20 protein-coding genes, 1 tRNA gene and 1 other RNA gene are annotated in these 23,384 nt (G+C 71.1%); 5 read left to right on the plus strand and 17 right to left on the minus strand.

Annotated elements, in window-relative coordinates; translation table 11 throughout:
• Positions 1 to 8: 8 nt before the first annotated feature.
• From DNL27_RS02060 to ffs, 4 genes are all read right to left on the minus strand, one after another.
• Positions 9 to 1,295 (minus strand): aspartate kinase, encoded by a 1,287-nt coding sequence (locus DNL27_RS02060; protein ID WP_012397355.1) that lies wholly within the window; start codon positions 1,293 to 1,295, stop codon positions 9 to 11.
• A 154-nt stretch (positions 1,296 to 1,449) separates the two neighbouring features.
• On the minus strand, positions 1,450 to 2,055 hold the full coding sequence (gene recR, locus DNL27_RS02065) for a recombination mediator RecR (protein WP_012397356.1): 606 nt from the start codon (positions 2,053 to 2,055) through the stop codon (positions 1,450 to 1,452).
• Positions 2,056 to 2,131: 76 nt separating this feature from the next.
• Entirely contained in the window at positions 2,132 to 5,902 is a 3,771-nt protein-coding gene (locus DNL27_RS02070) for a DNA polymerase III subunit gamma and tau (RefSeq protein ID WP_112234568.1), read from the minus strand.
• 64 nt (positions 5,903 to 5,966) lie between these two features.
• An RNA gene (gene ffs / locus DNL27_RS02075) (signal recognition particle sRNA small type) lies at positions 5,967 to 6,063 on the minus strand.
• 149 nt (positions 6,064 to 6,212) lie between these two features.
• Between ffs and DNL27_RS02080 the strand changes: the two genes are divergently transcribed.
• Positions 6,213 to 6,297: transfer RNA gene (locus tag DNL27_RS02080), tRNA-Ser, on the plus strand.
• A gap of 114 nt (positions 6,298 to 6,411) precedes the next feature.
• Positions 6,412 to 7,269 carry a glycosyltransferase family 25 protein gene (locus DNL27_RS02085; protein ID WP_112234569.1) on the plus strand — a complete coding sequence of 286 codons (858 nt, stop codon included), beginning with the start codon at positions 6,412 to 6,414 and terminating at the stop codon, positions 7,267 to 7,269.
• A gap of 109 nt (positions 7,270 to 7,378) precedes the next feature.
• On the opposite strand, the gene DNL27_RS02090 is transcribed toward DNL27_RS02085, so the two are convergent.
• The 5 genes from DNL27_RS02090 to DNL27_RS02110 form a co-directional block, all read right to left on the minus strand.
• Entirely contained in the window at positions 7,379 to 7,777 is a 399-nt protein-coding gene (locus DNL27_RS02090) for a hypothetical protein (RefSeq protein ID WP_112234570.1), read from the minus strand.
• A 265-nt stretch (positions 7,778 to 8,042) separates the two neighbouring features.
• On the minus strand, positions 8,043 to 9,989 hold the full coding sequence (locus DNL27_RS02095) for an ExeM/NucH family extracellular endonuclease (RefSeq protein WP_112234571.1): 1,947 nt from the start codon (positions 9,987 to 9,989) through the stop codon (positions 8,043 to 8,045).
• A 407-nt stretch (positions 9,990 to 10,396) separates the two neighbouring features.
• Positions 10,397 to 10,720, minus strand: a complete 324-nt coding sequence (locus tag DNL27_RS02100; RefSeq protein ID WP_204360319.1) for a hypothetical protein — start codon at positions 10,718 to 10,720, stop codon at positions 10,397 to 10,399.
• Between the two features lie 46 nt (positions 10,721 to 10,766).
• Entirely contained in the window at positions 10,767 to 11,432 is a 666-nt protein-coding gene (locus DNL27_RS02105) for a TetR/AcrR family transcriptional regulator (RefSeq protein ID WP_112234572.1), read from the minus strand.
• Positions 11,433 to 11,582: 150 nt separating this feature from the next.
• Positions 11,583 to 12,410 (minus strand): hydroxymethylpyrimidine/phosphomethylpyrimidine kinase, encoded by an 828-nt coding sequence (locus tag DNL27_RS02110; RefSeq protein ID WP_012397364.1) that lies wholly within the window; start codon positions 12,408 to 12,410, stop codon positions 11,583 to 11,585.
• 122 nt (positions 12,411 to 12,532) lie between these two features.
• Between DNL27_RS02110 and DNL27_RS02115 the strand changes: the two genes are divergently transcribed.
• Entirely contained in the window at positions 12,533 to 13,291 is a 759-nt protein-coding gene (locus DNL27_RS02115; RefSeq protein WP_112234573.1) for a queuosine precursor transporter, read from the plus strand.
• 43 nt (positions 13,292 to 13,334) lie between these two features.
• Here DNL27_RS02115 and DNL27_RS02120 read toward each other — a convergent pair whose 3' ends face one another.
• Positions 13,335 to 14,201 (minus strand): MBL fold metallo-hydrolase, encoded by an 867-nt coding sequence (locus DNL27_RS02120; protein WP_012397366.1) that lies wholly within the window; start codon positions 14,199 to 14,201, stop codon positions 13,335 to 13,337.
• Positions 14,202 to 14,555: 354 nt separating this feature from the next.
• Between DNL27_RS02120 and DNL27_RS02125 the strand changes: the two genes are divergently transcribed.
• Positions 14,556 to 14,909, plus strand: a complete 354-nt coding sequence (locus DNL27_RS02125; protein ID WP_012397368.1) for a DUF6176 family protein — start codon at positions 14,556 to 14,558, stop codon at positions 14,907 to 14,909.
• A gap of 37 nt (positions 14,910 to 14,946) precedes the next feature.
• Here DNL27_RS02125 and DNL27_RS02130 read toward each other — a convergent pair whose 3' ends face one another.
• Entirely contained in the window at positions 14,947 to 15,750 is an 804-nt protein-coding gene (locus DNL27_RS02130; RefSeq protein ID WP_112234574.1) for an AraC family transcriptional regulator, read from the minus strand.
• 49 nt (positions 15,751 to 15,799) lie between these two features.
• On the opposite strand from DNL27_RS02130, the gene DNL27_RS02135 reads away from it, so the two are divergent.
• Complete coding sequence (locus DNL27_RS02135; RefSeq protein ID WP_070105243.1) at positions 15,800 to 16,138, plus strand: putative quinol monooxygenase; 339 nt, start codon at positions 15,800 to 15,802, stop codon at positions 16,136 to 16,138.
• Positions 16,139 to 16,208: 70 nt separating this feature from the next.
• Here the strand turns inward: DNL27_RS02135 and tgt are convergent, their stop codons facing one another.
• The 6 genes from tgt to DNL27_RS02165 form a co-directional block, all read right to left on the minus strand.
• On the minus strand, positions 16,209 to 17,495 hold the full coding sequence (gene tgt, locus DNL27_RS02140) for a tRNA guanosine(34) transglycosylase Tgt (protein WP_112234575.1): 1,287 nt from the start codon (positions 17,493 to 17,495) through the stop codon (positions 16,209 to 16,211).
• A gap of 196 nt (positions 17,496 to 17,691) precedes the next feature.
• Complete coding sequence (locus tag DNL27_RS02145) at positions 17,692 to 18,477, minus strand: IclR family transcriptional regulator (protein ID WP_058954479.1); 786 nt, start codon at positions 18,475 to 18,477, stop codon at positions 17,692 to 17,694.
• A 76-nt stretch (positions 18,478 to 18,553) separates the two neighbouring features.
• On the minus strand, positions 18,554 to 19,801 hold the full coding sequence (locus DNL27_RS02150) for an aminopeptidase P family protein (protein ID WP_112234576.1): 1,248 nt from the start codon (positions 19,799 to 19,801) through the stop codon (positions 18,554 to 18,556).
• Between the two features lie 151 nt (positions 19,802 to 19,952).
• The gene (locus DNL27_RS02155) at positions 19,953 to 21,290 is read right to left on the minus strand and encodes an MFS transporter (RefSeq protein ID WP_112234577.1); all 1,338 of its coding nucleotides are present in this window, start codon (positions 21,288 to 21,290) and stop codon (positions 19,953 to 19,955) included.
• A gap of 202 nt (positions 21,291 to 21,492) precedes the next feature.
• A complete protein-coding gene (locus tag DNL27_RS02160) occupies positions 21,493 to 22,035 on the minus strand; it encodes an NUDIX hydrolase family protein (RefSeq protein ID WP_112234578.1) in 543 nt (180 codons plus the stop codon).
• Between the two features lie 62 nt (positions 22,036 to 22,097).
• Entirely contained in the window at positions 22,098 to 23,270 is a 1,173-nt protein-coding gene (locus DNL27_RS02165; RefSeq protein ID WP_112234579.1) for a glycoside hydrolase family 76 protein, read from the minus strand.
• Positions 23,271 to 23,384 lie beyond the last annotated feature (114 nt).

Below are 23,384 nucleotides of genomic sequence, written 5' to 3' on the forward strand. Positions count from 1 at the left end.
CGCCGGGGTCAGCGCCCCGTGCCCCCGTAGACGGTGGCCTCTTCGCTGGAGTCCAGGCCGAAGGCGGTGTGGACGGCGCGCACCGCCTCGTCGAGCTTGTCCACCGAGGTGACGATGGAGATGCGGACCTCGGAGGTGGAGATCATGTCCACGTTGATGTTCGCGTCCGCCAGCGCCTGGAAGAACTGGAAGGCCACGCCCGTGTTCGTCTTCATGCCCGCGCCCACCAGTGACAGCTTGCCCACCTCGCTGTTGTAGTCCAGGCGGGTGTAGCCGATCTTCTCCTCGGCGGCGCGCAGCAGGTTCATGGCCAGGGCGCCCTGGGACTCGTCCAGCGTGAAGGACACGTCCGTGAGGGGGTGCTCGCCCGTGGAGACGTTCTGCACGATCATGTCCACGTACACCTCGGAGTCCGCGAGCAGGCGGAAGATCCGGGACGCGATGCCCGGGTGGTCCGGTGCGCCCACGATCGTGATCTTGGCCTGGCTGCGATCATGAGCGATACCGGCGATCAGCGGCTGTTCCAAGGGGATCTCCTTCTGGGGCGTGAGGATCTCGTCGGGGCTGGGGATCACCCAGGTGCCCTCGTTGTGGGTGAAGGACGAGCGGACGTGCAGCGGGACGTTGAAGCGGCGGGCGTACTCCACGCAGCGCAGGTGCAGGATCTTGGCGCCGTTCGCGGCCAGCTCCAGCATCTCCTCCGAGGAGACCCGGTCCAGCTTCCGGGCCGAGGGCACGATGCGCGGGTCCGCGGAGTACACGCCGTCCACGTCCGAGTAGATCTCGCACACGTCCGCGTCCAGGGCCGCGGCCAGGGCCACGGCGGTGGTGTCCGAACCGCCGCGACCCAGCGTGGTGATGTCCTTGGACGAGCGGTTCATGCCCTGGAAGCCGGCGATGATGGCCACGTTGTCGTTGTCCAGGGCCTCCCGGACCCGCAGCGGGCTGACCTCCACGAGCTTGGCCGCCCCGTGGGCGCCGTCCGTGATCATCCCCGCCTGGGAGCCCGTGAAGGACTGCGCCGGGACGCCGAGGTCCGAGATGGCCATGGCCAGCAGCGCCATGGAGATCCGCTCGCCGGAGGTCAGCAGCATGTCCAGTTCGCGGGCCGGGGGCTTGCGGGCCACCTCGTTCGCGAGGTCCAGGAGGTCGTCGGTGGTGTCGCCCATGGCGGAGACCACCACGACCACCTGGTTGCCGGCGTTGCGGGTCTCGGCCACACGGCGGGCGACCCTGCGGACACCATCGGCATCGGCGACCGACGAGCCGCCGAACTTCTGGACAATGAGACTCATGCGTTCCTCTCGCGGGCGGTGGCCCGCACTGGGCGGGCGGACGGTCTCGGGGGTTCAGTGCCCCATGCTACTGGTTCGGGGGAGCCGCCGGTCACGGGATCACGGGGCGGTGGCGGGCCCGGGGGCGCACTGCCCGGCGGGTCGGCCCGGTGCGCTATGTGGCCTCGGAGACCACCGTGCGGCCCTCGAACGCGCGGCCCAGCGTGACCTCGTCCGCGTACTCCAGGTCACCGCCCACCGGCAGCCCCGAGGCCAGCCGCGTGACCCGGATGCCGAGGGTCTTCAGCAGCCGGGACAGGTACGTGGCGGTGGCCTCGCCCTCGAGGTTGGGGTCCGTGGCCAGTACGATCTCCTGCACCGTCTCGTCCGACAGGCGGGTCATCAGCTCACGAATGCGCAGCTGGTCCGGGCCCACTCCCTGCAGCGGCGAGATGGCACCGCCCAGCACGTGGTAGAGCCCGCGGTAGCTGCGGGTGCGTTCGATGGCCATGACGTCCTTGGACTCCTCCACCACGCAGATCACGCTGCGGTCCCGGCGGGCGTCCCGGCAGATGGCGCACTCCTCCTGCTCGGTCACGTTGCCGCAGATCACGCAGAAGGACACGGAGGTCTTCACGGTGGAGATGGCGTCCACGAGCTGCTGGACCTCGTCCTTGTCCGCGTCCAGCAGGTGGAACGCGATGCGCTGCGCGGACTTGGGGCCCACACCGGGCAACCGCCCCAGCTCGTCGATGAGGTCTTGAACCGGTCCTTCGTACACCGTGCTCCTTCGTGGTGGTGGTCGTGATCGGGCGGTGCGCCGCAGGGCGGCCGCGGTGAGCGGCACCCGTGCGAGGTCACCGGCCGGTGTCGTGCGACCGTTCGTCGATCAGCATGCCACCCAGGATGCGCTCGATGGCGGCCTTCCCGTACAGGGCGGAGTCCTCGAGGGACTCGTCGTCGGCTCCGGGAACGAAGTTCTCCTCGTCCACGCCCGGGCTGCGGGTGCTCGGCGGGGCGATGCCCGGGGAACCGCTGGTGGCCGCGGCAATGGCAGCGGCGTGGCGCTCCCGCCAGCCGCGCCGCTGTCCTCCGGCGGGCGAGGGGGTGGCCCCGCCGTGTGCCGAGGGGCTCGCGGACTCCCGGCCGGACGCGGTGCGCTCCCCGGCGCCGCCCCCGCCCCCGGGGGTGCGGTGCGGATCCGGGCGGTCCCCGTCCCGCACGGGCCCCGAGCCGTCGCCCCGACCCTCGGGGCGGCGTCCACGCCGCGGGTACGACGACGCCGCGGGCCCCGGTTCGTCGTACATGTCCGCCGGGGGCTCGTCCTCCGGGGGAGGGGGCGGCTCCTCAGGGCTCCAGTACTCGGGGCCCCGGTCCGGTCGGGCGCCCGCACCACCCGGGGTGACGCCGCCCATGCCCTGGTCCCGGTGGTTCTGGTCCCCGGTGCTCTGGTTCTCGGTGCTCTGCTCCCCACGGTGTTGGCCCCCCCGGCCCTGGATCCCGCTGCTTGGGGCCCCACTGCCCGGGGTCCCGCCGCCCGGGTTCTGGGCTCCACCGGAGTGCGGACGGCTGCCGTCCGCGGGGGTGTTCTCACCGGGTGCCGGGGGAGATGCGTCGGGGCGCTCGGACGGCCCGCCCTGCACTGCGTCCTGCGGTGCCTGGTGCTCCGTGGGCGCCTGACTCGGGGACTCGGGACCCTGGGCGGAGCCGGGCGCGGTGGCCTGCCCCGACTCGAGCGCGGTGTCGGACTCCGGCCCGTGCCCCGTGCTGGATCCCGAGCCGGGCCCCGTACCGGAGCGTGGTGCAGTGGTGCTGTCGGTTCCGGCGGCCTCCCCGGACGGCGCGGCAGCGGATTCCGAGGCACTGGCCCGCGCGCCCGTGGAGGTGCCGCTCTCTTCCGCAGAGTGCTCCCCGGTGCCGGACCGGTCACCACCCGTTCGGGTGCCGACCCCCGGCTGGGGAATGGGCGCCACGGACCACGAGGTGACGGGTTCGTCGTCGTCGCCGGACGGCTCTCGGTGAATTTCCTGCGATGCGGAGCGGCCGCGCTCCCCCGACCGGCCCGCCCGCCGATCCTGCCCCCGGTCGCTCCGCGAGGGCCCCGAGGAGGCATCCCGCGCGGGGGCGGGCGACGCGTCCCTCGACGCGGGGGACGCGCTGTCCTGGCCACCCGAGGGGTTGCTGCGCCGTCGGTTGACGCCGAAGCCCTCCGGCTCCCGGAAGTAGTCCGGCTGCTCCTGGGATGAGCCCGGGCCACCGGTGCTCCTGGGGGCCGGGCCGCGCCCACCGGAACCGCCGCCGCGCGGGTCTCCGCTCGAGCCCGGGGGCGGGCCTCCGGCGGGGCCGCCGTGCTGTCCTCGCGTGTCCCCCGGGCGCACGGCCTCCACCGCGCAGTCCAGCCCCACCACGTTCTGGATGGCGGTGCGGACGTCCCCCTCGAAGCGGGGGAAGTTCATGATGTCCCCGTCACCCTCGAAGGCAATGCGCAGCGTGGAGTTCTCGTAGGAGATGGGCGTGCCGCGCACCGTGATGGCCCACGCCACGCGGCGGATCTCCGCGAGGGCGGAGACGATCTCCGGCCACGAGGAGCGCAGCAGCTCCAGCTCGCCGCTGGTGACGTCGCTCGCCGCGGCGGTACCCGCCGCGGCACCGTCGTTCACACCGTCTCCCGCGCCCTCTCCAGCGCTTCCAGTGGAGGGCGACGGCGCGGCGGGGTCCCGGTCGTCCGACGGTGCGGTGTCCGGTTCGCCGCGGGCGCCGGAGGATGCCCCGGTCTCCTCGCCGGGGGTGGCGGCGCGGTCCTCTCCGGGAGTGGTGGCGTGGGACGGGGCGTCCGAACCCCGGGCGTCGTAATCGCGCCCACGAGAACCCTGTCCGTCGGAGCGCGGCGCGGACTCCCGGCCGTCCGGTCCGTGCCCGCTCGCTCCATCGCGCGTGTCGTCCAAGCGCTGGACGCCGGAACGTGACTGCGCCCCGGAGGTGTCCTGGGCGTCGTCGGGCCGGGAGGGCATCGTAGAGGCCGGCGACCCCGACGGGCCGGCGGGCGCACCGGTGGCCGGAGAGCGCTCCTGCCCCGCGGCGTCGTGCTCGGTGGTGGTGCCGTCCGCGGGCGGGTGGTTGCCCTGGGGTCCGCGCTCACCCCGCGGAACGGGGTCACCCGCGGCGGGGTGGTCGCTGCCGCGGGGGTCCTCGGCCTCGTCCTCCGGGATGGACGGCTCGGCGATGTCCGGGGTGGTCATGGCGGAACGGCCCGGCTGCGAGCCGTCCTGCCGGACGGGTCCGGACGGGGCAGGGTCCGCGGCCTCCCGTGCGGGTGCCGCGGAGGCGTCGGACGAAGGGGAGTCGGGCGCCACGGGCGCCATGGCGTCCGCACCGGGTGCGTGGGGCGCGGCCGGGTCGACCCCGTCCGCCGCGCCGGGCGCCGGAGGAATGGAGGGCCCACCGGGCCGGATGCCCGCGCCCCGGGGAATGCTCAGCCGGCGTTCCAGGCGGTCCACGCGGGAGGTGATGCCGCGGGTGGTGTCATCCGCGGAGGGCAGCAGGATGCGGGCGCACAGCAGCTCCAGGTGCAGCTGCGGGGAGGTGGCTCCCGTCATCTCGTTGAGCGCCTCGTTGGTGATGTCCGCGGAGCGGGAGAGCTCCGCGGCGCCCAGCTGGGTGGCCTGGTTGCGCAGCCGGTTGATCTGGTCCGTGGGCATCCCGTGCAGGATGTTGGCCGCGGAGTCCGGGACCGCGTTGACCACCACGAGGTCCCGGAAGCGCTCGAGGAGGTCCTCCACGAAACGGCGCGGGTCCTGACCGGTCTGGACCACGCGGTCCACGGAGGAGAACACGGTGGCGGCGTCCCCGGCGGCGAAGGCATCCACGACGTCGTCGAGCAGCGCGGCGTGGGTGTAGCCGAGCAGGGCGACGGCGAGGTCGTAGCTGATCCCGCGCTCGTCCGAGCCCGCCATGAGCTGGTCCAGCACCGAGAGCGAGTCGCGCACGGACCCGCCGCCGGCGCGGACCACCAGGGAGAGCACACCCGGCTCGGTGCTGACGCCCTCCTCCTGGCACAGCTGCTCCAGGTAGCGCATGAGCGGCTCGGGCGGCACCAGCCGGAAGGGGTAGTGGTGTGTGCGTGAGCGGATGGTGGTGAGCACCTTGGAGGGCTCGGTGGTGGCGAAGATGAACTTCACGTGCTCCGGAGGTTCCTCCACGATCTTCAGCAGGGCGTTGAAGCCCTCGCGCGTGACCATGTGGGCCTCGTCGATGATGAAGATCTTGTAGCGGTCCCGCACGGGCGCGAAGGTGGCGCGTTCGCGCAGGTCACGCGCGTGGTCCACGCCGCCGTGGGAGGCGGCGTCCATCTCGATGACGTCCAGGGAGCCGGCGCCGTCCCGGGCGAGGTCCCGGCAGGACTCGCAGCGCCCGCACGGCGTGGCGGTGGGCCCCTCGGCGCAGTTGAGGCAACGGGCCAGGATGCGCGCGGACGTGGTTTTGCCGCAGCCGCGGGGGCCCGAGAAGAGGTAGGCGTGGTTGACCCTGTTCTTGCGCAGCGCGGTCATCAGGGGCTCGGTCACGTGCTCCTGACCGATGACGTCCTCGAAGGTCTCCGGGCGGTAGCGGCGGTACAGGGCGGTAGTCACACAGAAGACTCTAGCGGGGGTCTCAGACGCCCTCAGCGGGCCCGCGAGCATGGGGAGCCAGGAACGTGAAGACCCCCCGTGCACCCGCCAGAGCCCATATACCCTTGCTGCCTTCCGGCCCTGGGGGAGTTTTACGAGATGGCGCCACACGAGGGGCTGATCACTACTTTAGCCCAAGCGCGCGCGGAGTTCGAACCGGCCGCCACCGGTGGCCGCACCCTCCGCCCGGGTGAGGATTCGCGCGCTGGACGGGAGTTCCGCTATGCTGATTGCCGCACGTGCCCCGCGAGAGCGGAACGCGTGTTTGCCTGGAGGATTCGCCTAGCGGCCTATGGCGCACGCCTGGAACGCGTGTTGGGTTAACGCCCTCGGGGGTTCAAATCCCCCATCCTCCGCAGCACCGCGAAGCCCCTGATCCGCCACCTGGCGGGTCGGGGGCTTCGTCGTTGCCCTGGTGCCCCGCCGCGTGACGCGCGGATCACGTGAGGCGGCCTGCGTAGTCTGCCTCCATGGTCGGGCTCCCCTTCTCCCTCTCGCGCGCGGTGGTCGTCAGTCTTGCCGACAGCGACCGCAGGCCCGGTTTCTTCGCCCAGCCGCTGGGGGAGATCTTCGAGGTGTTCGACGCCTTCCACGGCGCCACCCAGGACTGGACTCCGTACTTCGACGCGGAACGGTTCGCGGGAAACTACCTGCGTCCCCCGGCCCCTGCCGAGATCGGCTGCGCCATCAGTCATGCCCGGGTGATCCGCGCGTTCGCGGCGGAGACCGGGGACGATGCGGACCTGCTCCTGGTGGCGGAGGACGACGCCCGGTTCACCGCCGACCTCCCCTGTGCCCTGCGTGCCGTCACCGAGGGTCCGCTGCCGCACGACGTGGTGGTCCTGACGGACGGGTTGAGCCTGGACCCCGCGCTGCACCGCAGGCGGTTCCTCACCTCCATCTCCCAGCTCTCCCTCCTCTCGCGCACCGTCTCGGGCCCCGAGCGGCGTCACCGGATCGGGCGTTTCGCCGGACAGGGGGACTGCTCGGGGCTGTACCTGATGACCCGCGGCGGCGCGAGGAAGTTCGACGACTACGTGCGGGCGCTGCCGGAGGGGAAGCTGCAGCGCGTCGCGAATGTGTGGCCGGACCTCCGTGACGAGGGCGGGGTGGACGTCGCGCTCGTCCGCCCCAGCCTCGTCCGGTGGTCGGGCGGATCCACCATCCGCGCCTCGGAGGACGGGCCCGCCGCGCGACGGGAGGCGCCCCTCCCGCCGTCCCTGCGGGACCGGATTGCCGTGCGCTCCAGGCTCCGGGGCGCGGGTCCTGCGCTCCGGGCCACGGTCGAGGACGCGGGGTACCGCATACGGGGCGTGTTCCGTTCCTGAGTCGCCCATGACGAGGGCACCGCAGGGTCGCTCGTGAGACCCGCGGTGCCCTCGTGCCCACCTCCGGATTGCCCCGAGCACGGGGCAGTCCGGAGGGTGCGAGTACCCGCTACTTGCGGCGCGGGGTAAAAGACGTGGAGCACTTCCACGTGGTCTTGCCGGACACGGCGGTGACGTCCACGACCACCTTGACCCCCGGGGTGGCCCTGGCAATGGCGTACGGAACCGCTGCCGTTCCCCTGGTGGACGCCGTGGCGTTCTTGACGGTGGTGGTGGTCTTGTAGCGGGCGCGCGTGGTGACCTTCGCCTTGGCGCCCACCTTGGAGACGTTCACGGTGGTGGTGGTGTTCTGCTTCGGCTGCGTCACGGACATGCTCGCGGCACACGGCTTGGCGGCCGCGGCCGCGGCCTCGGCCGGGGCGGCGTCGGCCAGGGAGAGGCCGGCGGTCAGGGAGAGGGCCACGAAGGCGGTGGCGAGGGAGCGGCGCAGCGGTGCGGCAGTGACCATGGTGGGTCCTTTGTGGGAGGGGGCGCGCTGGGGATTCTGCAGTGCTCGCTGATCGACAGCCCGGCCGATCCGTTCCCGCGCCCAGGAGATGAGAACAGCAGGATCCTAGCCGCGCCTGCCCCACCCAGGGGGTTTGCGCGCGAAAATTACACATGGCTTCTCATTGACCTGCCCGGTGGCCCGCCCCTCCCGGACGGATGGTCACGACGGTGCCCCTGCGACCGCCCGGTGGCGGCCACAGGGGCACTCCGTGTGCGGCGAGCTGCTACCGGCCCGCCCGGAATCCGGCAATGGCCGGGTCGTGGTCGGAGGACGCCGCGGCGTCCGGGCGGTAGTAGTCCAGCGCGGTGGTGCGGTACTGGGCGTACTGCAGCAGGGGTGACTGCCCGGAGTTGATGTTCCACACGTCCGCACCCATGGTGCGCTGCTGCAGGCTCCGTGACACCAGAAGGTGGTCCAGGGATCCCACCTGCCCGCCGTGCACGTAGGTGTGTTCGTCCGCAGCGGGAGCAGACGCGAAGCCGGCCGAGTAGAAGACCTGCATGGGGTCCTCCTGCGTGTAGGAGTTGAAGTCGCCCAGCAGGGCCACGTCCGCGGAGCCGGCGCGGTCCGCGAGCTCCGGGATCCAGTCCACCAGCGCCTCGGCCTGGGCCACCCGGGCCGCGTTCCAGGCGCCCTGCCCGTCCCCGGCGTCCGCGTTGGGGCCGTTCTTGGGCCCCGAGCCCTTGGACTTGAAGTGGTTGATCACCACGGTGATCGGGGCGTTGGTGCCGCGGCCCTTGCCCCGCGTGGCGGTGAAAGAGGCAGCCAGTGGGGTCCGGGCGTTCTCGAAGGCCCCGCCGGCGCCCGCTTTAGCCCCGAGTGCCTGGGCCTCACCCATCAGGCTCGCCTCGGCAGGCTGGTAGATGATCGCGTTGATGATGACGTCCTGGTCCGCCACCGGCTGCAACTGGGAGGCGTCCACGGGGGCGATGGCCCACTTCTCGTAGCCGGCCGCGCCGTTGAGTGCGCTCACCAGGGTGGCCAGCGCCTCGTCCGGCTCCTCCCCCAGCTTTGCGGAGTTCTCGATCTCCATGAGACCCACCACTGAGGCGTTCAGCTGGTTGATGGCCGCCACGGTCTTGGCCTGCTGGCGCTGCAGGTCCGCCGCGTCGTAGGCACCCCGGACGTCACACCCCTGGGCCACGTTGTAGGTGCCGTCGGTGGAGAAGTTGCCACCCTTGCACTTCTTCTGCTGGCCCGTGGTGGTGAAGTAGTTCAGCACGTTGAAGGAGGCCACGGACACCTGGCCGCCCACGCGAGGGGTCTTGTCTGCGGAGGTGGTGAAGCGCGCCGGCTCCGCACCACGGGTGATCTCGGAGGTGGGCTGGAACCGCCAGGAGTCGTGCCGGTAATCCACGATCACGGGTGCGGTGATCTTGGCGCGGTCGCCCACCTCCACGGGGTTCTGCGGATCCAGGTATGGGACGGTGCGCGCCTCCTGCTGGGGGCTCGCGGCGAAGCCACGGTTGGTGCCGTCGTCCAGGGTCACCGAGATGGCCTCGTTGCGCGCGGCCTGCGCCTCGGCCTCGGGGCTGCTGGGCAGGGCGACGTCGGTGGGCTGGGTGGGCAGCGCCGGGCCCGCCGAGAGTCCGAGCTCCCCGTAGCGGCCCACTCCGTAGGTGTCCGCCACCCGGAAGTTCTCCCGGGGCTGGTACACCATGGACTCCAGGTTCTCCCGGTAGGAGGCGGTGGAGGCCCAGTCGGTGGTGACGGGCTTGACCGGTGCCACCTTCTTGACGACCTTCTTGACGCTCACGTTCCCCGAGAGCTGCGTGAGGCCCTGGTACTCGCCGGCGGTGCCGGTGACCTGCACGGCATCGCCCCTCTGCACGGTCACGGGAGCCTGCCCGGTGTGGACGAACAGCCCGGTGGAGGCGGTGGTCCCAGTGATCGTGCCCCCGGATCCCGGCGTCTGGATCACGAACCCGCCGAGGGACCCGGGTTCTGGCGGGTACACCGCGGTGACCACCGCGGGTTCCGTGGTGACGGTCTGGCCCGCCAGGGGAGTGCTCTGCCCGGTGCCCTGGATGGTGGCGATGCTCGTGGTGCTCGGCGCGGCGATGGCGGGGGTGGCACTGAGTCCCGTGGTGAGCAGCGCGGCGCTGAGCGAGATGGCCAGCGCGCCTCGGCGCACTGCGCCGGCGGGGGCGGAGGGGTGGGGTGTGGGCACGGTGATCTCCTGGGCAGGGGCTGTGAAAGGGGGGTCTGAGTGGGGTGAACGGTCGAGGGGGATCGGCCGGTTCTCTTGGTTCAGCACTGCTGCCAGTGAGCGTAAGGACAGCACAAGACCAGGTCGTGACGGGACAGTGAATTCCCCGTGAGGTGCGTCACCCAGCCCCCAGCCCCCAGCCCGGGTGTTCGAGGTGACGGAGGCGTTCCACGGCGCCACCCAGGACTGGACCCCGTACTTCGACGCGGAGCGGTTCGTCCAGCTCTACCTCGACGAGCGGGCCCCACCACCGGCCGGATCGGTCACCGGGCGGGAGCGGCGAGCATGCGGGCCCGGTGGCCGGGCCAACCCGGTGACCGGGCCGCCGGAAGCCCCGATCCCGGCAGCTGGGCACCAGCGGGAGCAGGTCAGCGCTTGCCGGGAACATCCATGTCCACCCAGACGAGGTGGTGGTCGGTGGCCAGGGCGGGGTCGCTCGTGAGCCCCGAACCGGGTTCGCCGAGCTTCGGCCAGAACACTCCGTTCCGGCTCACGGACAGGTGGTGGTCACGGAATGCCTCGGCGGCCCTGCCGCCCGGCACGTGGTCGAACTCGTGGACCAGCACCACGTCCGGCGCGTTGATCTGGATGACCTCCGCGATGTTCTGCGCCTGCTCGTTGCCCGGCGTGCTGAGATCGCGGAGCAACTGCCCCTCCGCGCCGCGGTTCAGGGACGCGTTGCACGTGGCCACACGCAACGGCGAGTTCTGGTGCTGGGCCTACGTGGGGTCCCGGGGATCAGGACACCGCGCTGAGCTGCGGCGGCTGCTGGGGCAGGCGCACGGGGCGCATCTGGGCGTCGAACTGGGCACCCAGGCCGCGCTGGATGAAGCGGACGGTGGCCAGCGTGCGCTGCTGCTGGGCGCGGGTGCTCTCCACGGAGGTGGTGCGGTCCGCGGTGGAGGTCAGGGAGCCGTGCACCAGCTGGGAGAGCTCGTCGGTGTCGCCGTGGGGCAGGTAGCCCTCGTCCATGGCGCGCTGCAGGATGCCCGCGAGCACGGTCTGCAGCTTCTGCACGTGCGCGCCCAGCTTCGCGAAGTCCTCGGGGGAGAGCACCGTGCGCATGGCCTGGCCGGGAGGCAGGTGGCGGCGGCCGAGGTCCTCGATCTGGTGCTGGATGTAGACACCCAGCTGGTCCACGGGGTTCTCGGTGTCCGCGAGCTCGCGGTTGAGGTCCGCCACGAAGCGCTCGGTCTTGTCCAGGGCGTAGGCCACGAGCAGTTCGCCCATGTCCGCGAAGTAGTTGTAGACCGCAGTGCGGCCCACTCCGGCGGTCTTGGCGACGCGGGTCATGGTGAGGTCGGTGAGCCCGTTGCTGTACAGCAGCTCCCCGAACGCATCCAGGATCGCGCGCTGGGTGCGCTCTCGCTGGGCGGCGTTGCTGGGGGCTGTGATGCGGGGCATGATGACACCTTACCTTGTTCTGTCAGCAAAGTGCGGGTTGCCGACATCGCGTGCGGGTTCGATGTCCATTCCACCCTATGGAAACGGGGAATGCCCTGCGGAACAGGGCATTCCCCGAAGGCCCCCAGGAACCTCGGTGGCGCTGTGCGGCTACGCGTCAGCGGCGTATCCGCCCTGCCACAGGGAGTCGAACGGCAGGTGGGATGCCAGACGGTGCCGGATGCCCGCGGTAACGAAGCTCTTGGCGGTGCGGGCGGCGTCGAGCGGGGTGGCGCCCTTGGCGAGCTCCGCCGTCACGGCCGCCGCGAGCGAGCAGCCCGCGCCGGACACCGGCACCTCGCCCACCTTGGGCTCGGTGAGCACCTCGAGCGTGGATCCGTCGTAGAACACGTCCACGGCCTCCGCCCCGGCCAGCCGCACGCCGCCCTTGGCGAGCACGGCGGCACCTGAGGAGTCGTGGATGCGCTTCGCGGCCTCCTTGAGGTCCTCCACCGAGTCGATGGACTCCATCCCGGACAGGGACAGGGACTCGAAGTGGTTGGGGGTCACGAACGTGGCCAGCGGCAGCACCTCCGCCTTCAGCGCCTGGTCCGTGTCCAGCGCGGCACCCGGCTCCTGGCCCTTGCAGATCAGCACGGGGTCCAGCACCAGGTGGCGGGGCTTGAGCTCCTTCATGGCGGTGGCCACGGTGCGGATGGTGTCCGGGTGGCCGAGCATGCCGATCTTCACGGCGTCCAGGTCGTAGGCCGCGGTGATGGTCTGCAGCTGGTTCGCCAGGGTCTGCTGGTCCACGGGGGTCACGCGGTGGCCCCACTCGTTCTCGGGGTCGAACGCGACGATGCACGTGAGCGCCAGCGAGCCGAAGACCCCCAGGGACGTGAAGGTCTTGATGTCCGCGAGCGCCCCGGCGCCGCCGGTGGCCTCGGAGCCCGCGACGGTCATGGCGACGGGCGGTTGGTTGCGTGTGGTTTCGCTCATGCACAGTATTGTGCTCCGCCCGGCACCGGCCCCGCGAGTTTCGAACGCCGCACTACACTGGTGCGCGACGTCGGGTGGCAGGCGACGTCCCCTCATCGCACGCGACGACCCCAAGGACACCCGTGTCTTCCCACGCCACCCCGCCCCGCGGCTCCACGCACCCCGCACCCGCCGCTGCGGCCACTGCCACATCCCGGCCCTCCACCGCGGCGCCCGCCTTCGCGCACCGTCCCCGCACGTACTTCGACCTGATCCTGGCCGCGTACTGCGTCATCCTGGTGCTCTCCAACATTGGCGCCACGAAGGGTGTGCAGTTCGGCCCGGTCATCACGGACGGCGGGTTCTTCCTCTTCCCTCTGGCCTACGTGCTGGGGGACGTGGTCTCCGAGGTCTACGGCTTCCGCGCGGCCCGCAAGGCGATCCTCACCTCGTTCGTCTTCGGCGCGTTCGCGTCGGTGGTGTTCTGGATCGTGATCATCCTGCCCGCCGCCCCGTTCTACGAGAACCAGGGGGCGTTCGAGGCTGTGCTGGGCCCTGTGCCGCTGATCGTCGCGGCGTCCCTGCTGGGCTACCTGGTGGGCCAGCTGCTCAACGCGTACGTGATGGTCAAGGTCAAGCAGCGCACCCAGGAGAAGCACCTGTGGGCGCGGCTGATCTCCTCCACCATGGTGGGTGAACTGGTGGACACCCTCATCTTCTGCACGATCGCCGCGCCCATCATCGGCATCGACTCGTGGTCCGGGTTCCTCAACTACGTGCTCGTGGGCTACGTGTACAAGTGCCTCGTGGAGGTGGTGATCATGCCGGTCACCTACGCCGCGATCGCGTGGATCAAGCGCCGCGAGCCCAGCTACGTGGAGTCGGCCCCGCTGCAGGGCTGAGCGCCGCAGGGAACGGCGCGTGCGGCGCCGTCGTGCGCTGCGCTCAGCGGCCGAGGTGGTCGAGGTGCGCGAGCTGGGCCGCGATGGAGTGCTCGGCCGCGCGGCGCACCTCGGCGGGGACGTCCGGGTAGACGGCGTCCGTGACGGTTTCCACGCTCGCGCGCTCGCCCAAGTCCGCGACGACGCCGCGCACCTGCTCCAGGCGCTCCAGCCGGTGCTCGGCGAGCTCGTCGCACGCGTCCTGCAGGCCCGGCAGGGGTGCACCGTGGGCGGGCAGGCCCATCGCGCCGGAGCGCCTGCCCAGGCGTTCGAGGGAGCGCAGGTAGTCGCCCAGGGTGCCGTCCGGGTGGTCGATCATGGTGGTGCCGCGGCCCAGGACGGTGTCCCCGGTGAGGATGGTCTCGGGCTCGTCGTGGTGCAGCAGGAACGAGACGGAGTCCGAGGTGTGGCCCGGGGTGGCGAGCACGCGGATGCTCACGCCTGCCGCCAGCACGAAGTCCCCGTCCCGCAGAGGCTCGCCGCTGTCCCGGCAGAACTCGGGCAGCGCGGCGCGCACGGGGGCGCCGGTGATCTCGTGCAGGCGGTCGATGCCGTCCGTGTGGTCCCTGTGGCGGTGCGTCACCAGGATCAGCACGACCCTGCCGGTGGCGGCCACGGCCTGAAGGTGGTCCTCGTCCAGGGGTCCCGGGTCCACGACGACGACGTCCGGCCCCGGCCACTCGCCCCGCCCCTGCGCGGACGGGTGCTGCCCGTAGTTCGGGTGCTCGGGCCCTGAGCCGGGGGCGGAGAGGATCCAGGTGTTGGTGCCGTCCAGGGTCATGGGCCCGGGATTCGGCGCAAGGACCATCCCGGCGCACGCGCTCACGCGGTGCAGCACGCCGGGGACGGTGTAGTCGGGCTGGGCGCTCACGCTCGCGGGTCCCGTCCCGTGGCTCCCACGCGGACGACGACGCCGCTGCCGCCGGCGCGCGCGGCCCCTGTCACCGTGCGCGCGGCGCGGCAGAGCGGTCCCGTGGTGGGGACGCGCCTGGTCTCGCTCAACACGTGGGGCCCTCGAACCTGCGGATCCCTGAACCCCCGCCTGCTGCGGCAGGAGAGCCGGGTGGACCCACCGGGGCCGTGGATCCGCGTGCAGAGGACTCCCGGCGGGTTGAAGAAGTTCACGGAAGTCTAACGCGGACAGCGGGTGTCCCGGTCCGTGCATGCCGCTGTCCAGGGTCACGCTCCCAACGTTTGCAGGGTGACGACCTCGTAGAGTCAGCCCATGATCGTCGAGATGACCCGCTTCCGAGTGCGGCCCGGCGCGGAAGAACGCGCAGCCGAGTGGATGAATTTTCTCCGTTCGAACCCGGAGGCTTTCCGGGAAACACTCGAACCGGAACAGATGTACGTGGAGACGATCTTCAGCGAAGTTCTCGACAGTGTCATGTACCTCTACTGGTATTCCGTTCAGGGTGAGGGCCGGCGATCCGTGTTGGAGTCGGAGCACTGGCTCGACGCGAAGCACCTGGAGTTCTGGCGCGAGTGCATCGACCCGGAATTCCCGCCCCAGGAGCTGACTCCCCAGGTACACATGGCACCGGAGAGGGTGGAGGCGGCGATGCGGCCGCGTGGCTGACGATCCTCCGGCGTGCGGCACCGGGGCGAGAACCGTCTCAGGGGTGCCGCTGCGCGGCACTGCATGTGGATCTGTAGTCGCCGGGGGTGATCCCGAAGGCCGACTTGAACTCTCGGCCCAAGTGGGCCTGGTCCGTCATGCCGAAGTGGACTGCGACGTCCGCGAGTGATTCCCCTGGGTGGAGGCGGATGCGTTCAGCGATCTCCTGGAGGCGTCGCCGCCTGATCATGCTGTAGGGGGACACCCCCACGTAGCGTCGGGCCAGCCGGTAGAGGCCACTCTGGGAAACTCCCACGGCATCGGCAAGTCCTGACACGGAGGTGATCTGAGGGTCGGTCGTGGCAAGGCGCCCCATGTGATTGGCGGTGAGAGCCGAATCGTCGAGCGCTCCGGCTCGGGCCACGAGCCACCGTGACAGGACGTCGACGGCGCTGTCGAGGTGACCTGTCGCTGCACGGTCCGCCACGCGGGAGTGCAGCCCGGGGAGGTGGAGCGGCTCCAGTCGGTTGCGCAGCGAGGCCGGATCGAAGGTGAACACCGGGGTCGCGGCAGGTTTGAGGAGTGCACCGATCACCCATCCCCGGCCCGTCAGCTCGCGGGTGGAGGCCGAGCTGGTGGCACCGGAGATCCCGGCTCCACGGTCGTCGACCGTGAAGTTCAGGGCGGGGAACGCGAGGACCTGCTGGTTCGAGTGCTGCCCTACAGGAACGTCCCACTCGCAGATCCACCACCACGCGACCAGTTCATCGGTCTGCACCGAGGCGGGCAGACGCCGGAACGTCACCGGGAGATGTTCGGGGTAGGGGACCCCGCGGCCGTTCGGCACGGTCTTCGCAACCATGGCAAGAATCTACAAGTCCAGGGGAATTGCCATGACCTACGGTTGTGACATGGCTGACAACAAGACCACCGGTGAGAATTCCTCCTACATGCTCCACGGCCGCCTGCGCTCCACTGCGGGCGAGGGTGACACGCTGGCAAGCATCCTGAGCGAGCAGGAGCGCAACGAGCCGATGCCGGGATGCCGTCTCTACCTGGTCGCCCGTGACCCGCAGGACGCCGACGCCGTGTGGGTCACCGAGGTCTGGGACACCGAGGCCGCCCACCGTGCCTCCTTGGAGATCCCGGCGGTGCAGGAGCGGATCGCCCGGGCCATGCCCATCATCGACCGGGAGGGGATGACGCAGCAGGAACTCGTGGCCGTCGCGGGCATTCCCTCGGCGCCCTGAGACACCACGGTCCCGGCGGTGCCGCGCGTGGGCTGGCCCGGCGGGACCAGCCGGCCCCGCGGCGTCGTCGTCAGGCGGTGGGCCGGGCGGTGCCGTAGTAGGTGCCCAGGAACTCGTCCCGGTACTCGAAGTAGGTGTCCGCCTCGATCGCGGCGCGGGCGCCGGCCACGAGGTCCAGGACGAAGCGCTCGTTGTGGATGGACGCCAGGGTGGCGGCGTTGCGCTCCTTGGACTTGAACAGGTGCCGCAGGTACGCGCGGGTGTAGTGCGTGCACGTGTAGCAGGGGCACGTGTCCGAGATGGGCGTGAAGTCCCGCTTGAAGCGGATGTTCGTGAGGTTGAAGCGGCCCGTGGGGGAGTAGACCGCGGAGGAGCGCGCCACGCGGGTGGGGGAGACGCAGTCGAAGGTGTCCACCCCGTTGTCGATCGCGGTGAAGATGTCGTCCGGCTCGGAGATGCCCAGCAGGTGCTTGGGGGTGTTCTCCGGCAGCTCCTCCGTGCACCAGCGCACGATCGTACCCAGCTGCGACTTCTCCAGCGCGCCGCCGATCCCGAAGCCGTCGAAGCCCATCCCGGAGAGGTCCCGGCAGGCCTGGCGGCGGAGATCCTCGTATTGTGCGCCCTGGATGACGCCGAACAGTGCCTGGTAGGGCTTGTGAGCGCGCTCTTCCGTGAGCCGGCGGTGCTCCGCGACGCAGCGCAGCGCCCATTTCCGGGTGCGCTCCAGGGCGGTCTCCTGGTACTCGCGGGTGTTGTGGAGGGTGGTGAGCTCGTCGAAGGCGAACATGATGTCCGCGCCGATGTTGTGCTGCACCCTCATGGAGACCTCCGGGGTGAACCGGTGCAGGTCCCCGTTGAGGTAGGAGCGGAACCACACGCCGTCGTCGTCCACGCGCGCCATGCGCTTCTGGCCGGGCGCCATCTGGGAGTCGCCCAGGGGGTTGGCCACGGTGGACATGTCGATCACCTTGCCCAGCCCCGAGCCCAGAGACATCACCTGGAACCCGCCAGAGTCCGTGAACGTGGGTCCGGGCCAGTTCATGAAGGTGCCCAGCCCGCCGGCCTCGTCCAGCACGTCGTCCCCGGGTTCGAGGAACAGGTGGTACGCGTTGGCCAGCATGGCCTGCGCGCCCTCGGCCGCCATGGACTCGGGCAGCACGGCCTTCATCGCGGCCTGGGTGGCCACGGGGATGAACGCGGGCGTCCGGATCTGCCCGTGCGGGGTGGTGATGGTGCCCGTGCGGGCCTGGAACTGTCCGCCGTTCTCGCGCACCCGCTCCTCGGGCAGGGTGGGGCTGTCACGCAGCCGGGTGTGGAGCTCGAAGCTGAACGGGGGCACGGAGTCTGTGGTGGGCACCCGACCATTGTGCCGGGTCCGGCGGCCGCAGGGGTCCCGGGCCCGTGCCGACGCGGGGACGACGCCGCTCGGGGCCACCGCGCGGCGTCGTCGCAGGGGTCTCAGCGCGCCATGCCACGGTGCCTCCGAATCCCGGTGCGGGCGTCGCTGAGGCGCCCGGGGTCTTGGGGTGCCGCTTCCGCGGGGGCCCGGGATCTCAGCCGGCCGGGGGAACGTGGCCGAGCCGCTGCGAGACCTCCCGTGCCGCGTCCGTGCACGCCGCCACCATCAGGGCCACCTGATCCTCCGTGACCCGGTACCGCGGGGCCGCGATCACCACCGCGGAGACCAGCTCACCCCGGTGGTCGAAGACCGGGGCGGCCACCCCGACCTCGTCCACGGAGGTCCGGCCGTAGTTCACGGCCACCCCGGCCTCCCGCACCTCGGCGAGCTCGCCCAGGTAGGCGTCCACGGCGGCGTCGGCCGTGGAGTGGTGCGTGAGGGTGCCCGCCAGCAGCAGCGCGCGCACCCGCTCCTGGGGCTGGTGGGCCAGGAACACCTGGACCGTGGAGCTGGGCGCGGAGTTGTAGCGGGTGCCCAGCGGGACGGTGTGCTTGATCTCCCGCGGGCTCGGGATCTGCTCCACGCACACCGTCTCCGTGCCGTTCCACACCACCAGGGCGCTGGTCTCACCGGTGCGCTCGGTGAGCTCCTGCAGCACGGGGTAGGCCACGCGGCGCTCGTCCAGCTCTGCGAGCAGCGGCCCGGCCAGGGTGATCAGTCCGAGCCCCAGGGTGTACTTGAGGGACTGCGGGTCCCGCTCCACCAGGTTCTCCTGCTCCAGGCTGGTCAGGATCCGGGACACGGTGGACTTGTGCAGTCCCACGCGGCCGGCGATGTCCGTGACGCCCAGGTGCGGCTCATCCACGGTGAAGCAGCGCAGCACGCCGATGGCGTTGGAGACCACCGGGGTGGTGCGGGAGTCGTTGGTCGCAGTAGTCATGGTGCCCCGTATTCTCCCGCACGCAGCGGGGCGGCGCCGCGCGCACGCGACACCGCCCCGCTGCGTGACGGGGTTCTCACGCGTCCACGATGTTGTGCTCGGGGCCGTAGGGGAACTTGGTGATGTTCTCCACGGTGTCCTCCCCGATCACCAGGATGTCGTGCTCGCGGTAGCCGCCGGCGCCGGGCTGGCCTTCCGGGATGGTGATCATGGGCTCCATGGAGATCACCATGCCCGGTTCCAGCACGGTGTCGATGTCCTCGCGCAGCTCCAGCCCGGCCTCCCGGCCGTAGTAGTGGGAGAGCACGCCGAACGAGTGGCCGTAGCCGAACGTCCGGTTGGCCAGCAGCCCGTGGGACACGTAGATCTTGTTGAGCTCGTGGGCGATGTCCTTGCACACCGCACCCGGTTTGATGAGCTCCTGGCCGCGCTCGTGGACCTCCACGTTGATCTCCCACAGCTCGCGGGAACGGGCATCCGGCTCCCCCAGGAACAGGGTGCGCTCCAGGGCGGTGTAGTACCCGGAGGTCATCGGAAAGCAGTTCAGGGACAGGATGTCCCCGCGCCGCAGCCTGCGCGTGGTGGCCCAGTTGTGGGCGCCGTCCGTGTTGAGCCCGGACTGGAACCACACCCACGTGTCCCGGACCTCGCGCAGCGGGAACGTGGTGGCGATCTCGTGGATCATCGCCTCGGTCCCGGCCAGCGCCACCTCGTACTCGGTGATGCCCTCGCGGATCGCGTTGCGGATGGCCTCACCGCCCAGGTCGCCGATGCGCGCGCCGTCCTTGATCACCGCGATCTCCTCCGCGGACTTGAACATGCGCTGGCGCATGGACTCCAGGGAGATGTCCACCAGCTCGGCGTCCGGGAACGCGTCCTGGATGCGCTGGCGGTTCAGCAGCGGCAGGGCGTCGTCCTCCACGCCGATCCTGCGGGCGGTGATCCCGCGCTGGCGCAGCACCTCCTGCAGTGCGAAGTAGTAGTTGTCGCGCTGCCAGTCCGTGTAGACCACGTTCTCGCCGTAGCTGGTGCGCCACGGCATGCCGGCGTCGATGTTCGCGGTCACGGTCACGGAGTCCTCCGGGGTGACCACCAGCGCGTAGCTGCGCCCGAACGTGGTGTAGAGGAAGTCCGAGTAGTACTTGATGCCGTGGTGGCTGGTGAGGATCACGGCGTCCAGCTGCTTCTCCGCCATGATCCGGCGCAGCCCGTCCAGGCGGCGCTCGAACTCGGCGTCGGAGAACGTGAGCTGCTCCTTCTGGCCGTTGTGCATGACCTTCAGACGGGCCAGCTCCGAGACATCGGTGGCGGGTGACGTGTTCATGATCCTCCTTGGTGGTGGGGTTGGTGGGTCCGGGACGGGGGCGACGCCGCGGCGTCGCCGTCCCTGCCCCGGTGGCGGTGGGTCGGTGGCCTCGTGCCGCCCGCCCCGGGCGGCGGGGCCGGTGGGCGGTGCGGTCAGCGGGACGTGCGGGTCAGTGCGACAGCGGTTCGCGGTGCGTCTCGTGGGAGAGAGCGACCGCCACGAAGGACACCGCGGCGGCGGCCATCAGGTACCAGGCGGGGGCGAGCTGGCTGTGGAACGCGGAGATCAGCAGCGTGGCCATGAAGGGTGCGGTGCCGCCGAAGATCGCGTTGGACAGGTTGAAGCTCACCGCGAAGCCGCTGTAGCGGATGCGGGTGGGGAACTGCTCGGCCAGGAAGCTGGGCAGGGTGCCGTCGTTGAGGGTGAGCATGGCGCCCAGCACCACCTGCACCAGCAGCACCACCAGGAACGAGCCCTCGTCCAGCAGCAGGAACAGCGGGACGGTCAGCAGCACGAAGCACACGGACGCGGCCATGAGCAGCTTCTTGCGCCCGAAACGGTCCGAGGCCAGGCCCGTGAGGAAGATGAAGCCGATGTAGGACAGCAGCGCCAGGGACGTGGCCAGGAAGGACTCGGTCTTGCCGAAGCCGATCTCCTCGGAGAGGTACGTGGGCATGTAGCTGAGCAGCATGTAGAAGCCCACGGCATTGAGCAGCACGGCGCCGCACGCGCGCAGCAGCGTGGCCCAGTGGTGGCGGAACATGTCCCGCACGGGGGCGTGGATGACCTCGTCCTCCTGGGCGAGCTCCTGGAACACGGGGGTGTCCTCGAGCTTGGTGCGCACGTAGCGTCCAATCAGGCCCATGGGGGCGGCCAGCAGGAAGGGGATGCGCCAGCCCCACATGTTCATCTGGTCCCCGGAGAGGGCGGCGGTCAGGGCGGCCACGAACAGGGAGCCGAACAGCAGACCAGCAGCCGTGCTTGCGGGCACCACCGCGGCGTAGAGCCCGCGGCGGTGGGCCGGGGCGTACTCCACCAGGAAGGCCGAGGCCCCGGCGTACTCACCGGCGGCGGAGAAGCCCTGCACGATCCGCACCACCAGCAGCAGGATGGGCGCAAAGATCCCGATGCTCCCGTAGCCGGGGATCAGGGCCATGCAGAACGTGGCGCCGGTCATGATCAGGATGGACAGGGACAGCGCGGTGCGCCGCCCGAGCCGGTCCCCCAGGTGGCCCCAGAAGAAGCCGCCCACGGGCCGGACGAAGAACGAGATGGCGAACAGTGCGAAGGTGGCGAGCAGCGCCGTCTGCGGGTCGGACTCCGGGAAGAACACCACCGCGATGGTCGCGGCCAGGTAGCCGTACACGGCGTAGTCGAACCACTCCACGAAGTTGCCGATGAAGCTGGCCCCGATCACCCGGCGGCGCGTCCCGGCGGACACCGCCGCCGCTGCGGCCGGTGGTCCTCCCGCGGGGGCCGCCTGTGGAGTTGCAGCATCGTGCGTCATGGATCCCCCAGGGGTCGGGGGTTGCAAGGCGTGCAACCCGGTTGCCACAAGCTACGGTGCGGAACGCTGTCCGGTCAATGGAGGACCGGTAACTTACGGGCCCGGAGGTAGGACGCCGCGCGGCCCGGAACCGTCATGGGTTCCGGGCCGCGCGTGAAGGCAATGGTGTTGCGCCGGGGAGGGTGACGCCGTGGAGGGCCGCTCAGCGACCCCAGCCCGCGTGGGCGATCGCCTGCCGGATGAGGTCCTCGCGTCCGCCCTCGAACTCCTCCTGGACGTCCAGGGACAGTGCCTCGTCCGGGGTCATCCAGGACAGCTGCAGCGCGTCCTGGCGGGGTTCGCACTCGCCGCGCACGGGGATGATGTAGCTCAGGGCCACGGCATGCTGGCGGTCGTCGGTGAGTCCCGTCTCGGACGGGGACGGGAAGAACTCTGACACCGCGAACGGCACGGTGGTGGAGGGCATCTGCGGCATGGCCAGCGGGCCGAGGTCCTTCTCGAGGTGGCGCAGGAGTGCGGCGCGCACCGTCTCGCGGTACATCACGCGCCCGGAGACGAACGTGCGGACCATCCGGCCCTCGTCGTTGGCGGTGAGCAGCAGCCCGATCTCAGAGAGGCAGCCCAGGGGGTCCAGGCGCACCGGAACGGCCTGGACGTACACGATGGGCAGCGTGGCGCGGGCTCGGTTGAGGTCCTCCTCGCTGAGCCAACCAGGGTTCGGGTCCGGGGTGCGTACTAAGGTCATGCCTCGTTTCTACCCCCGGCGTACCCCTGCGGGCCAGAGTCCGCGCGCGTGGCGGGCCCGGTTCAGCGGTCAGCCGAACGCGCGGCCGCCTCCAGCACGGTCCACGCCTGCACCTGGGTGCTCAGCTCCACGGGCGCGCCGGTGCGCTGCGCCTGGTTCGCGTGCTCGGCGGGCTCCGGGGAGAACACCGCCACGGTCTCGCCGCCGTCCGCGCCCGGAGTCGAGAAGTCCTCGTCCGGGTCGAACTCGCGCCGCCCGTCCCACAGGGCGTCCGCGGTGTCGCACACCAGCGCCTTCGCCGTGCGGCGCGTCTCGGCATCCACGTCGGACGACGACGCCGCCTCGCCCAGGTACCGCGCCAGGATCCCCGTGAACAGTCCGGCATCCCCACCGCCCTGGCCCGTGAGCACGGGAGCGCCGTGCGGGCCGGGGACCGTGAACTGCTGCGCCGCTCCCTGCACGAGCTGGGAGGCGCGGGAGAGCCAGAGCTCGCGCTGGGCGGCGTCGTCCGTCACGCGCGCCAGCGCGAGGGCGGCACCCAGGGCGGGGCCGCTGTTGTAGGTGTAGACGTGCGGGTCCACCGCCGTGATCTCCGAGCCGGAGCCCGCGGCGACCATGCGGATGCCGTCCAGGAACACGCCGCGCTCGGCGTCGAAGAGGGTGTCAAACAGCCACGTGAGCAGCGCGCAGGCCTCGTCCACCCGGTGCATCCGCAGGAAGCTCAGCGCCACCGGGGCCGTGGACGCGGTGTTCTTGTAGTCGCGGGTCATGTTCCACCATGCGCCGCCGCCCAGGTTCTCGTCGCACCCCGCCTCGAGCCGCTTGGCCAGAGCGACGCCGTCGTCCTGCACCGTGCGCGTGGTGCGGCCCGTGGCGGCGACGTCCTCGTGGCGCAGCCTCCCCAGCGCGAGAGACAGCCATGCCATGTCGTCGAAGAACACGTTGTTGGTCACCCGGCCACCGCTGTGCACGGCGATGCCCCGCAGCAGCTGGTGCGCGCGGGAGCGGGCCAGGGCGGCGTCGTCGTGGTGACCGGCCGCGCGCTCGCGGGCGGTGGCGTCCACGAACGCCTCCAGCAGGTGCGCCTGCCACCAGTAGTGCCACGGGCCGCGGCGCGGGTGCGGGAACGCGACGGCGCCCAGGTACGTGCCCGGCACACGGAACGCGCGGGAGCCGAACAGCCGGTCCACGGAACGGGCGGCCGTGGCGGCGCGGTGGGCGGGGGGCTCGGACATCGCGGGGCTCCTGCGGGACGTGGCGGGGTGTGGCAGAAGCCTAACGGCCCGAGCGGGAGGGGTGCGCTGTGCCAAGGGACTGTCAGCATTGAGCCGCCGCCTGGTTCGCAGGGG

Origin of the sequence: Kocuria sp. BT304, assembly GCF_003290245.1 — a bacterium.
Lineage (GTDB): Bacteria > Actinomycetota > Actinomycetes > Actinomycetales > Micrococcaceae > Kocuria > Kocuria rhizophila_A.